Origin of the sequence: Alicyclobacillus sendaiensis NBRC 100866 (genome assembly GCF_001552675.1) — a bacterium.
In the GTDB taxonomy this organism is placed as follows: domain Bacteria; phylum Bacillota; class Bacilli; order Alicyclobacillales; family Alicyclobacillaceae; genus Alicyclobacillus; species Alicyclobacillus sendaiensis.
In genome coordinates this window covers 34,505-46,231 of the sequence record NZ_BCRQ01000016.1, presented here as the reverse complement: position 1 = coordinate 46,231, position 11,727 = coordinate 34,505, and the positions used below count along the sequence as shown (strand labels likewise).

Annotated in this window: 11 protein-coding genes and 1 CRISPR repeat array; of the genes, 9 read left to right on the top strand and 2 right to left on the bottom strand. The window is 60.1% G+C overall.

All coding sequences use genetic code 11. From position 1 onward, the window contains the following. Positions 1 to 135: 135 nt before the first annotated feature. Positions 136 to 1,149 carry a LacI family DNA-binding transcriptional regulator gene (locus tag AS26_RS05020; protein ID WP_062306744.1) on the top strand — a complete coding sequence of 338 codons (1,014 nt, stop codon included), beginning with the start codon at positions 136 to 138 and terminating at the stop codon, positions 1,147 to 1,149. Beyond that, on the top strand, positions 1,146 to 1,697 hold the full coding sequence (locus AS26_RS05015) for a glycerol-3-phosphate responsive antiterminator (RefSeq protein WP_062306742.1): 552 nt from the start codon (positions 1,146 to 1,148) through the stop codon (positions 1,695 to 1,697). Before AS26_RS05020 ends, AS26_RS05015 begins: the two co-directional genes overlap by 4 nt. A 13-nt stretch (positions 1,698 to 1,710) precedes the next feature. Here AS26_RS05015 and AS26_RS05010 read toward each other — a convergent pair whose 3' ends face one another. Both AS26_RS05010 and AS26_RS05005 read right to left on the bottom strand, forming a co-directional pair. Beyond that, positions 1,711 to 3,432 (bottom strand): MFS transporter, encoded by a 1,722-nt coding sequence (locus AS26_RS05010; RefSeq protein ID WP_062306739.1) that lies wholly within the window; start codon positions 3,430 to 3,432, stop codon positions 1,711 to 1,713. After that, positions 3,429 to 3,902 (bottom strand): MerR family transcriptional regulator, encoded by a 474-nt coding sequence (locus tag AS26_RS05005; protein ID WP_062306737.1) that lies wholly within the window; start codon positions 3,900 to 3,902, stop codon positions 3,429 to 3,431. Before AS26_RS05005 ends, AS26_RS05010 begins: the two co-directional genes overlap by 4 nt. Positions 3,903 to 4,074: 172 nt before the next feature. Continuing rightward, positions 4,075 to 4,703: direct repeats of the CRISPR family, unit length 37 nt; unit sequence CCTTCAATGGGGCCGCCGACGATCTCGGCGGAGTAAC. Between the two features lie 565 nt (positions 4,704 to 5,268). Here AS26_RS05005 and AS26_RS05000 point away from each other — a divergent pair. From AS26_RS05000 to dhaM, 7 genes are all read left to right on the top strand, one after another. After that, positions 5,269 to 6,252, top strand: a complete 984-nt coding sequence (locus AS26_RS05000; protein ID WP_062306734.1) for an inorganic phosphate transporter — start codon at positions 5,269 to 5,271, stop codon at positions 6,250 to 6,252. After that, positions 6,249 to 6,884 carry a DUF47 domain-containing protein gene (locus AS26_RS04995; RefSeq protein WP_062306732.1) on the top strand — a complete coding sequence of 212 codons (636 nt, stop codon included), beginning with the start codon at positions 6,249 to 6,251 and terminating at the stop codon, positions 6,882 to 6,884. The genes AS26_RS05000 and AS26_RS04995 overlap by 4 nt, the downstream gene beginning before the upstream one ends. 318 nt (positions 6,885 to 7,202) lie before the next feature. Continuing rightward, positions 7,203 to 8,039: an MIP/aquaporin family protein gene (locus tag AS26_RS04990; protein WP_245629621.1), complete on the top strand. Its 837-nt coding sequence runs from the start codon at positions 7,203 to 7,205 to the stop codon at positions 8,037 to 8,039. A 39-nt stretch (positions 8,040 to 8,078) separates the two neighbouring features. Then, on the top strand, positions 8,079 to 9,587 hold the full coding sequence (gene glpK / locus AS26_RS04985; protein WP_062306729.1) for a glycerol kinase GlpK: 1,509 nt from the start codon (positions 8,079 to 8,081) through the stop codon (positions 9,585 to 9,587). 81 nt (positions 9,588 to 9,668) lie between these two features. Beyond that, on the top strand, positions 9,669 to 10,652 hold the full coding sequence (gene dhaK / locus AS26_RS04980; protein WP_062306750.1) for a dihydroxyacetone kinase subunit DhaK: 984 nt from the start codon (positions 9,669 to 9,671) through the stop codon (positions 10,650 to 10,652). Beyond that, positions 10,621 to 11,307 (top strand): dihydroxyacetone kinase subunit DhaL, encoded by a 687-nt coding sequence (gene dhaL, locus AS26_RS13780; RefSeq protein ID WP_306303049.1) that lies wholly within the window; start codon positions 10,621 to 10,623, stop codon positions 11,305 to 11,307. Before dhaK ends, dhaL begins: the two co-directional genes overlap by 32 nt. Then, positions 11,286 to 11,684, top strand: coding sequence for a dihydroxyacetone kinase phosphoryl donor subunit DhaM (gene dhaM / locus AS26_RS04975; protein ID WP_062306727.1), 399 nt, complete (start codon positions 11,286 to 11,288; stop codon positions 11,682 to 11,684). Before dhaL ends, dhaM begins: the two co-directional genes overlap by 22 nt. Positions 11,685 to 11,727 lie beyond the last annotated feature (43 nt).

The following is an 11,727-nucleotide window of genomic DNA, read 5'->3' as shown; positions in this document are numbered from 1 at the left end:
CTAGTAAAATCGATTTACTTTCGTTATAGCGTCGGTTGTCTATAATGTCAATGAGCCTGTTTTTCGGGTTGTGCAGACCGACCCATCCGTGTGAACATAGATCAACAGACATCCGGCACGAGGAGGGATGGACGCGTGGCCACGGTCAAGGATATCGCGCGCCTGGCGGGGGTGTCGCCCACGACGGTCTCCTGGGCGCTAAATGGCAAGCGCGTGAGCGAAGAATCCCTGCGCAAGGTGCTCGAGGCGGCGCGAGAGCTCAATTATCATCCGAAGATGAGCGCTCGCAGCCTGCGCGCGGGCAAGGTGTTTTCCATTGGGTTTTACATCGTCAACCCGAGTCTGGATCCTCGCTTGAACGGCTATTTGTTCCCCATGCTCGCGGGCATTTCGAAGGTCCTCGCCGAGGACAACTATGCGATGCAGTTCGACATTGTGATGCCCGACAAACTCGATGTTTTAGCGAAAAAAGCGCTTGAACATTCTGTCGACGGGATGCTCATCCTGCCCCAATTCTCCGGCGTCACGGAGCGGTTGCTGAAGGATCTGCCCGACAAATTTCCCGTCGTGTATATGCAACAGGATCCGGCCGCGAACCCCGAGCACTGCGTGGTCATCGATCAGGCGGAGGGCGTCGGGCTCGCCATTCGGCACCTGTACCATCTGGGGCATCGTTCCATCGGGATCATTGCGGGGCCGGGCGAACACGTGGACAACGTGCTGCGCCTGCAGGCGGTTCAGGCCGTGTTTCGCGATCTCGGCCTCACCTGGCGCGAGGATTGGGTGGCGCACGGCCAGTTCGACATGGAGAGCGGTGAAGTGGGGATGCGGCGGATCTTGGAGGCGCCGGATCGGCCGACGGCGGTCTTCTGCTTCAATGACTACATGGCCATTGGGGCGCTGCGCGCGGCCTCGAGCGCGGGCCTTCGCGTTCCTGACGACATCTCCATCCTCGGCTTCGACGACTCCGACGTGGCGGGGGCGAGCACGCCCGCGCTGACGACCATTCAACAGCCAGTGTTTCAGCAGGGCCAGCAGGCGGCCGCCATGCTCATGCGGCTCATCAAGGGGGAGGCGCTTCCGGCGCAGGTGGAGCGCATACGGCCGGTCGTGATCGAGCGGTCGTCCGCGGAGCGCAAGCGCGCATGAACCCGTTCGAGGGCCGGCGCGTGCTGCCCGCCGTGCGCAGTCTGAAGGACTTCGAGGAGCTGATGCAGACGCCGCATCCGGTGGTGGTGCTGTTGGAGACGAATCTGACTGCGCTGCCGAGCTTGATGCGCATGGCGGGCAAAGCGGGCAAGCGCCTCATCCTGCACGCGGATTTGATTCAGGGGCTGAAGCACGACGAGGCGGGGACGCAGTTTCTGTGCCAAATGATCCGGCCGTACGGCATCATCTCCACGCACGCGAGCGTGATTGCGACGGCGAAAAAGCAGGGCGTGATCGCCATCCAACGCGTGTTCCTCATTGACTCGCACAGCCTGCGCACGAGTTACCGCGTGCTGCAACAGGCGAGGCCGGATTTCCTGGAGGTCCTGCCGGGCGTGGTGCCCCGGCTCATTGCGGAGATCCGCGAGCAGACGGGGCTGCCGGTGCTCGCGGGCGGATTTGTGCGCACTCCCGAGGACGTGGAGCGGGCCATCGCGGCTGGCGCGACGGCGGTGACCACGTCCGTGAGGGCGCTGTGGCAGCTTTGATGCGCGCCAAGGGTCACTTGGCGATACGCTCCGCTTCGCGCGTCGAGATGGCCTGAGGCGCTTGGTACGTGCCACGAAATATCGAGGCCACCGCGCCAATCACCATGAGCGCCGCGGAGATGATAAACGCGAGCGCGAGGCCAGTGTGAAACGGCGCTGCCATGAGCGTCGGGAAGAAGTGCTTGCCCGTGATCACGGTGGTTTGCGATGCGGGCAGCTTGCCGAGCACGTTCAGGCCGCTCGGGCCGAGCAGGGACTCGAGCGGGTTGTAGCCAAGGAGCGCCGCGAAGAGCGACGAGGTAGGCGGCAGTTTCGCGATGGCCTCCGCCGCTTGCGCCGGCACGCCGTGCGCCGTGAGCCCCGACACGAGCGCCTGCGGCAATTTCGCCGCGAGGCCAGCCACCACGATGGAGAAGAAGATGCCCATGCTCATCATTTGCCCCGCGTTGTTAAAGGTAGAGCGCATGCCGGATGCCACGCCGCGAAACTCCGCGGGTACGGAGCTCATGATGGAGGCGTTGTTCGGCGAGGCAAACAGGCCCATCCCCACGCCGATGACGAAGATGTCCGCCCAGAACGCATAGCGGTTGAAATCGATGGGCAGGGCCGCGAGCAGCAAGAATCCCGCCGCGCTGACCAAAAGGCCGCCCGTTGCAAAGGCGCGCTGCCCGAACTTGTCGGACAGGTACCCGCTCAGCGGACCGGCGGCGAGAAAGCCCACCATCTGCGGCAGGGTGTAAAGCCCCGCGATGAGCGGTGTGTCGGCGTACGACACCCCGTGGAGCGGCAGATAGATGCCCTGCAGCCATATGATGAGCATGAAGCTCAGGCCACCGCGCGCAAGCGATCCCATGAAGAGCGCCACGTTGCCGAGCGTAAACGGCCGAATGCGGAACAACTCCAGGCGAAACAGCGGATCCGGCATGCGCCGCTCGATCACGCCAAACACGCCGAGCATCACGACACCGCCGACGAGGAGCGCCAAGACCATCGGCGACGTCCATCCCATGCTGTGTCCTTCATACGGCATGATGCCGTACGTCAGCGCGAGCATCAGGGCCAGGACGCCGAGGGCCAAGCTCGCGTTACCCGGAATGTCGAGTTTCGCATCCCGCTGCGGCTTCGCAATCTCCTTTAACATGAGGTACGCCCAGACGGTCCCGAAAATTCCTATCGGAACGTTCACGAGAAACACATATCGCCAGTGACCTGTCGAGGCGAGAATCCCACCCAAGACAAGCCCTACCACGCTTCCCGCGACCGCTGCGATTTGGTTGAGACCGAGCGCCAAGCCGCGTTGGTTGTTGGGAAACGCGTCGGTGAGAATCGCGGCGCTGTTGGAAAAGAGGAAGGCGCCGCCAATCCCCTGGATCATGCGGAAGATGATGAGCTCCAGCTCGCCCGCACGGCCCTGGCTCCACGTCAGCGAACACAGGACGGAGCCCAGGGTGAAGACGAGAAACCCCAGGTTGTACAGGCGCACGCGCCCGAACATGTCGGACAACCTGCCGAAGGTAACCAACAACACCGTCGTCGCCACGTTGAAGCCCATGAGCACCCAGAGCAACAGGCTGGTTTGGCCGCTCTGGAGGGGATTGACGTGAATGCCCGCGAAGATCACCGGCAGCGCAATGACCAGAATGGTGCCATTGATGGACGCCATCAGGACACCAAGTGTGGTGTTGGAAAGCGCAATCCACTTGTACGCAGGACTTCTCGCATTCAACGTCCTCACTCACTTTCTCCATTGCTCGCATCCACCGCGCGATGGGCGGCCTCTTCGCGTTGCAATCTGGCCCGAATGCGCGCCAACCGGTCCGAGTACTGCTCGCGCATGGCCGCGAGCCTCGTCATCTTCTCGTCAATGTGGCGAACCACGTTTTCCAGAAGCCGAACGGCATCGGCGAGCATTTCCACGTTGTGCTCAGGCTCTTGACCCTCTGCAATCCGCGTTCGATACGTCTTCAACCGATCTTCCGTGTCGAGGATGGACCGAATTTCTTGCAAGGAGTAGCCGAGCGCTTCTTTGAGGCGAAGGATGTGTTCAATGCGTTCAATGGTGTCCTCGTCATACACGCGATGCCCGCCAGGTGTTCGCGGAACTTCCGGAATGAGGCCCTTTTCCTCGTAGTAGTGGAGTGTGCGCGGCGTCACGCCCAGCCGCTCTGCCACGGCCTCCACGGTCCACGCTTTGTCGCGATCCATCTTCCACCTCCTCGCACACCACCGCCAAGTCTACGCCAATCGGAAACTAACGTCAACGTTAGGTTATGGTCATCTGAAGAGGGCTGTTCCGACAGCGTGAGCAGAAAAAAGGACCAGCTGTCGCTGGTCCGAGCGAGGAGCGCGGTCACTTTGACATCCAGATGCCTTCCATCAATCGATGGGGCCGCCGACGATCTCGGCGGAGTAACGCGCGGGAAAAACACGTTCCCCGATCGCGCACGGAAAGCCTTCAATGGGGCCGCCGACGATCTCGGCGGAGTAACGCACAAGTGTCGGCCACTGCGAAGCATCCCCAAGTACCTTCAATGGGGCCGCCGACGATCTCGGCGGAGTAACTTTGCACGATGAGCATGATTATCTACTTGAGGATGCGCCTTCAATGGGGCCGCCGACGATCTCGGCGGAGTAACATTCACCAGTGACTTCGCCATCTGGCGATTCTCGCGCTCCTTCAATGGGGCCGCCGACGATCTCGGCGGAGTAACGGGTTCCAATATCACTGTCCGGAGCATGGGTGGTGCCTTCAATGGGGCCGCCGACGATCTCGGCGGAGTAACATCACCAAAACTATCGCAACACCGACAGCCACAGCAGCCTTCAATGGGGCCGCCGACGATCTCGGCGGAGTAACTGCAGACACAAGATCCCGATCTGAAGCAGGCCGTAGAACCTTCAATGGGGCCGCCGACGATCTCGGCGGAGTAACTTTGTACCCGATCCGAATGCACCTAACTTCGTGGACGCCTTCAATGGGGCCGCCGACGATCTCGGCGGAGTAACCCTACTCCCTACATGCCGCTTCTGGCGCGGGATCCCAGGCCAAAATCGCGAACCTCTTGTACGCCGGTCCGAAACAGCCGCGCTCCTCTCCTTCATCATACCCTCCCTGTGGCAAAAGATCCAGTCCTGATGCGGCCTCCACGAATTTCGCGAACCCCCATGGTCTGAGCCATCGATCGAGGTTCGCGGTTCGCGGGAACTTTCGAACCCCCTATCACCGCGCCCCTGACCAATACCGACCAGCATCCTTCCCATGCAGACATGCCATCGCCTGTACTGCGGCCTTTCGCTGCGCCACCGAGCGCCTTGTTCGGCGGTCGTCACGGCCCGAGAAGTCCCCTCGCTCGAACTCCCCGCTCGCGCTCCTCCGCTCGGTTTACCTTCGCGCCGAGCGGCGCGCCTCCCTCGCTGCATTCCCAGCTTTCCTTCGCCCCTCTCCACCCATCCGCCCCTCGTCCCACCGCCACCTCGCATTCGCAGAACCATTCTCAATCTCGCCTCGCGGATCTATAATATATCTTCTACCCGATCTCCACGCGATGAGATGCGAGGAGGTGGGCTAACCATGAACCATTTCGTGATTTACGCCCTCGTGGCGCTCTTTGCGGCGCTTTCCGGGCTCAACGATGGAGGTAATCTGCTCGCGGTGCTCGCGAGTTCGCGGATGTTGCCGGTGGTGGTCGTGATCGCGGAGATGAGCTTCGGCATGTGTGCCGCGCCATTTCTCGTCGGCACGCGCGTGGCACAGACCATCGGAGCCGGCATTTTGCCGATCTCGGCACTCAGTTCGCCCGTGGTCACCGCCGCGCTCGTCGCGACACTGCTCACGCTCGTCGCATGTTACGCTTCCAGGCTGCCCACGAGCATCACATTGGCGCTCGTCGGCGCCATGGGCGGAGTCGGTGTCGTGATGCTCGGCATCCACTGCGTGCGCTGGGCGAGTGTCGGTACGGTGGCCGCGTCGCTCGTCGTGAGCGTCCTCATCGCAGGGGTGGTGGGATACCTGGTCCATCTGGTCGCCCGGGCGTTGCTCGGCCGCGTTTCGGCGCGCGCGGGACGTGCCGCCCTTTGGTCAGAGATTGCGACGTCTGCGTGCGTATGCATAGGATACGGCGCAAACGATGCGGAGAAAACGCTGGGGCTTTTGGCGATCACGACGGGCATCACTCATCATCGCGCGACCTTCCACGTGGCTCCGTGGATGGTGGGCTTTTCGACGGCAGCGTTTCTCGCCGGGTTGCTCGCCGGCGGCTGGCGCGTGGCCCGGACGATTCAAGGACACGTGTTTCGCATCCGCCCCATTCACGCGGTGATGAACGAGTTCGCGACGGCGGCGGTCGTCATTGCGGCGTCAAGCCTTGGCGGGCCGGTGAGCACGACGCAGGCGCTGGACAGCTCGCTCGTGGGCGTGGGCGCGAGCGCGCACGCGCGACGGGTGAGGTGGCGCGTGGTGCGCAAGATGGCAGGCGTGTGGCTGATGACCATGCCGCTCGCGTTTGTAGTCGGATGTGTGACGGGACAACTGTTTGTGTGGGAGGGATACCGATGAGCAAGCTGGCGCAGTGGCTTCGCCCAAACGAATCGAGGTTTTTCGCCCTGCTCGAGGCGCAGGCGCGTCAGGCGCAACGGGGCGTGCATTTGCTTGGCGAGATCGTGGAGAAGGAGCCGGGAGAGGCTGAACTGCGCCGGTACGCGGAGCGGATGCATGCGCTGGAGCGGGAAGGCGACGCGATTCGGCGGAACGTGATTGAGGAACTCATTCGCAGTTTCATGACGCCGATGGATCGGGAGGACATCTACGATCTCTCCCGCAGCTTGGACGACATCCTCGACTATGCGCACACGACGGTGCAGGAGTTTCTGGTGTACGCGATTCCGTTTGAGCCGGCGATCGGCGAGATGGCGGAGGCGCTGAAGGAAGGCGTGGATGCGCTGGTGGAGGCGGTGGCGGGACTGGGAAAGCCAGGGCCTGCGGTGCATTCGGCGATTGTGCGGGCGAAGAAGATGGAGAATCGGATGGAGGAGTTGTACCGGGAGTCGAACGCGAAGCTATTCTTGAGCCAGGATGTGCACCACATCTTCCGGATGCGCGAGGTGTACCGCCACCTGAGCAACGCGGCGGATCGGCTGGATAGGGCCGCGGACATGGTGGGGAGCATCTTGATCAAGGGGCTCGGGTGAGTGGGGGGCGAATCACGCTGAAAGACGCTGTAAGGGCAGTGAGGGGATTTTTGTTCTTGGCTTCTGAAAGCCTTTACAAAGTCCTGAGAGCTGGGTATACTGAAGGCAAGTTCATATATCGTGCCTCTGAGATTCGGAGACGGCGGCAAAGATATGTGGGAATGCCCACACGCATTTGTCAGTCGTCTCTTTGTTTTTGGAGGCACGGTTCAGGTTGGAAAATGGCGCCTGCGCGCGAAGCGCCAGTTGACATGGTGATCCGGACGCCATGTCAACAGCCAGCCCCTGTCACCTTCAATATTGTAAGGAGGTAGGCTCGTGAAACACTCAGTCTGGGGTGAGTACCTGGCGGAGATCATCGGCACGATGTTTTTGCTGATGGTCGGTGATAGCGTAGCAGCGATGGCCATTTTGTATAATGCATTCTCCGGCGACTACTGGGGCATATGTATCTTATGGGGTCTCGGAGTCACAATGGCTTGTTACCTTGTTGGCTCAATATCTGGTGCACACCTCAATCCTGCTGTGACCATAGCTTTTGCTATCTATGGCGGATTTCCGTGGCGTAAGGTGCCTGGTTTTATCGTCTCTCAGGTCATCGGAGGATTCTTAGGGGCCGCGCTCACCTACACACTGTTCTCTCCGGCCATCAACGCTTTTAATGCGGCACACCATACGACGCGCAGCGGTCCGGGCGGACTCGTGACATCGGGCATTTTCTTCACGCACCCGAATGTCGGGATCACCACGGGTCACGCATTTATAGACGAAATTATCCTCACCGGCGCTCTTGTTCTCCTCATCCTTGCGTTTTCAGACAACTATAATCCTAACGGGCAGCTCGGGAATCTCACTCCTCTCGTGGTTGGCCTGCTAGTCGCGATGGTAGGTGGGTATGGTGGTGAACTTGAGGCGTGGGCGTTGAATCCTGCACGCGACTTTGGCCCTCGACTCTTCGGGTGGCTTGCTGGTTGGGGCCAGAACGCGTTCCCTGGGCCGAATGACTACTGGTGGGTACCCATTGTCGCACCCATCATCGGCGGTTTGGTGGCAGGCGCCCTATACAACTTCGTCCTGCGCCCCTTCATGCCGGGCAACCCCAACAGGGCTAAAGTGGAAGGTCCGGTTCACGCTGCTGCGAAAGCACAAGCCTGAATCGCTATTCGCTACGTTATGTGGAGGAAGAGGTGTATCATGGGAGATAAAAACTTTGTCCTTGCCTTCGACCAAGGGACCACGAGTTCCCGCGCCATTTTGTTCGATCACGCCGGGCGCATCCACAGCATTGCCCAGAAGGAGTTTACGCAGATCTATCCAAAGCCGGGCTGGGTGGAACATGACCCGATGGAGATCTGGGGCACGCAGAGCGGCGTTGCTCGCGAAGTGTTGGAGAAGGCGGCCGTGTCTCCGCAACAGGTGGCGGCCATCGGGATAACGAATCAGCGCGAGACCACCGTCGTGTGGGAAAGGGCGACCGGGAAACCCATCTACAACGCCATTGTGTGGCAGGACCGCCGCACGGCAGACATCTGTGATCAGCTGAAGGCAGACGGCCACGCCGACGCCATTCGCGAGAAGACGGGGCTTGTTATTGACGCTTACTTCTCTGGCACCAAGATCAAGTGGATCCTCGATCACGTCGAGGGCGCGCGCGATCGCGCCGAGCGCGGCGAACTCCTCTTTGGCACCATCGACACTTGGCTCGTGTGGAATTTGACGCGCGGGAAAGTTCACGTGACGGACTACACCAACGCTTCGAGGACGATGCTCTTCAACATTCACACGCTCGACTGGGACGATGAATTGCTTCATCTTCTCGGCATTCCTCGGGCGATGTTGCCCGAAGTTCGGCCCTCCTCGGAAGTCTACGGTCACACCGACGAGCATACGTTTGGCGGCGCAAACATCCCCATTGCCGGGATGGCTGGAGATCAACAGGCGGCGCTCTTTGGCCAGACGTGCTTCGAACCGGGCATGGTGAAGAACACGTACGGCACGGGCTGCTTCATGCTCATGAATACAGGCGAGAAACCTGTGGCGTCGCCGTCCGGGCTGTTGACGACCATCGCCTGGGGGCTTGACGGCAAAGTCACGTACGCGTTAGAGGGAAGCGTCTTCATCGCCGGGGCGGCGATTCAATGGCTGCGGGACGGACTCCGCTTCTTCGACGCGGCGGCGGACTCGGAATACTTTGCGAGCAAGGTGGAGGATACGGGCGGTGTCTACGTGGTGCCCGCATTCGCAGGGCTCGGTGCGCCGTACTGGGATATGTACGCTCGCGGCGCCATCTTCGGTTTGACGCGCGGGACCCGCAAAGAGCACATCATCCGAGCCACACTCGAGTCGCTTGCGTACCAAACCAAGGATATTCTCGATGCGATGCAGCGGGATTCGGGAATCGAGCTCAAGTCGCTGCGCGTGGATGGGGGCGCGGTGGCCAACAATCTGCTGATGCAGTTCCAGGCGGACATTCTCGGCGTGCCAGTGGAGCGCCCGCGCATCACGGAGTCCACAGCACTCGGCGCCGCGTATCTCGCGGGGCTCGCTGTCGGCTTCTGGTCGAAGGAAGAAATTGCGCAAAGCGTTGAGGTAGAACGCCGGTTTGAACCTCAGATGGATGCTGAAACGCGTGCGCGCCTGTATCGAGGCTGGCAGCGCGCCGTGGAGCGCACCATGGGATGGGCGCAGGAGGACACCCCTTAATTCGGTGACGTTTCACCTACATGGGGTGGACTTGTCGGACGGTATTCGCGTATGTAGGTCTTCCGCGGGGAGGGGCTCATGATGAATGTCTTGCACCCGAATCCGGACAGGTTCGTCACGGATATGCTGGATGGCTTCGTTCGAAGCTATCCAGGTCTTGCTCGGCTACAGGGTACCCAAGTTGTTGTGAGAGCGCAATTCGACCGCAAGGTGGGCTTGGTGTCGGGTGGAGGCAGTGGGCACGAACCAGCTCATGCGGGTTACGTTGGATACGGCATGCTGGACGCGGCTGTCGCGGGGCAGATTTTCACGTCGCCTACACCTAACGAGGTGCTAAGCGCGATTCGAGCGGTGAATCAAGGTTTCGGAGTGCTCTTGGTAATCAAGAATTACACAGGCGATGTCATGAACTTTGAAATGGCGGCTGAAATGGCGCAGGACGAAGGGATTGCTGTCGAAAAGGTGATTGTCGCAGACGACGTGGCTGTTGAGAACAGCACATTCACCATTGGTCGACGGGGCGTTGCCGGGACAGTCTTTGTCCATAAAATAGCAGGCGCCAGTGCGCAGCGCGGTGATTCGCTGCAGGAAGTAAAACGGATCGCAGATAAGGTGGCCGCCCGTGTGTTTAGCATGGGGCTGGCCCTGTCCCCATGCACGCTACCGACGACTGGGAAATCAAGTTTTGAACTCCCCGCTGGACAAGTCGAGATCGGCATTGGTATTCATGGAGAACCAGGTGTGAGACGAGGTCCTATCGCCCCACTTGCAGAACTGGTGGATACTCTGATTAGTCGAATTGTTGAAGAATCATCCCTTGGAGAGAACGACGAAGTCGCGTTAATGATTAACGGCATGGGCGCGACTCCTCTGGGAGAACTGTCCATCTGCGCTAGATATGCGACAGCTCGCCTTGATGATCTCGGAGTGAAGATTTATAAGTCCCTTGTAGGCGAGTACATGACGTCACTCAACATGGCGGGTTTTTCAGTTACCGTGCTGAAATTGGATTCCGAGCTCAAGTCGTTGCTTGATGCGCCTGCACATGCACCTGCATGGCGCTAGGGGGAGCAGGGCTATGAATGTTGAACACGTGAGAGCCTGGTTATATGGCTATCGAGACAGGCTTACTGCAGTTCAGGGTCTTTTGGACGAACTCGACAACCGGATTGGAGATGGAGATCATGGAACGAACATGTTGCGCGGATTTCGAGCGGCATGTGAACACTTGGGGGAGGCAGCGTCCCCTAGCGAAGTCCTTCACAAGGTTTCGATGGGGCTGTTATCGACCGTAGGAGGAGCATCCGGGCCCTTATACGCAACCGCCTTTCTGCGCATGTCGCAAGCATGGCGTGGAATGGAAGACATATCTATAAAAGACCTAGCCAATGGCTTGAACGCAGCCCTCGCCGGCATCCAGCAGCGAGGAGGTGCGAATGTCGGCGATAAAACGATGGTGGACGTTTGGGCGCCTGCCACTGAGTGCATATCGAGCGACCCGACAGAACATGGCGTGCGGGAGGCATCGCGCGCAGCGAGGCAAGCAGCGCTAAACACTCGTCAATTGGTGGCTCGCCGTGGGCGCGCAAGTTACCTAGGGGAGCGCAGTGTGGGAACGTGTGACCCGGGAAGTGTCTCGAGTGCCATACTGTTTGAGTGTCTTGCCATCACGCTGGTTGAGGGCATGGAGGCGGACCCATGGACGGCGCAGGTATTGTGATTGTCTCTCATAGTGGCAAGCTTTCTACGGGATTAGCAGAATTACTGCATCAGGTAGCGCCCAATGTGCAGGTTGCTGTAGCGTCGGCCTCGAGCGAGACACTGGGCACGAGTGCCGAGAGCATTCGCTCAGCGATCTTCGAAGTGCCTCAGTCGCACCATGTGATTGTACTATTTGACTTAGGTAGCTCGCTTTTAAACGCGGAGGTGGCCCTCGAGCTATTGGATTCTGCTACGCAAGCTCGGGTACATCTCGTAGATGCTCCTCTAGTCGAGGGAGCTGTGGTAGCAGCCGTAGCGCTACAGAGTGGTCTTTCATGGGAGGAAGCGGTTCGGCAGGCACAAAATGCGCGAATGACACCGAAGATCGCGACATGATTTACGTTCACCACTTGGTGAAAGACCGATATGCGCGGCTTAG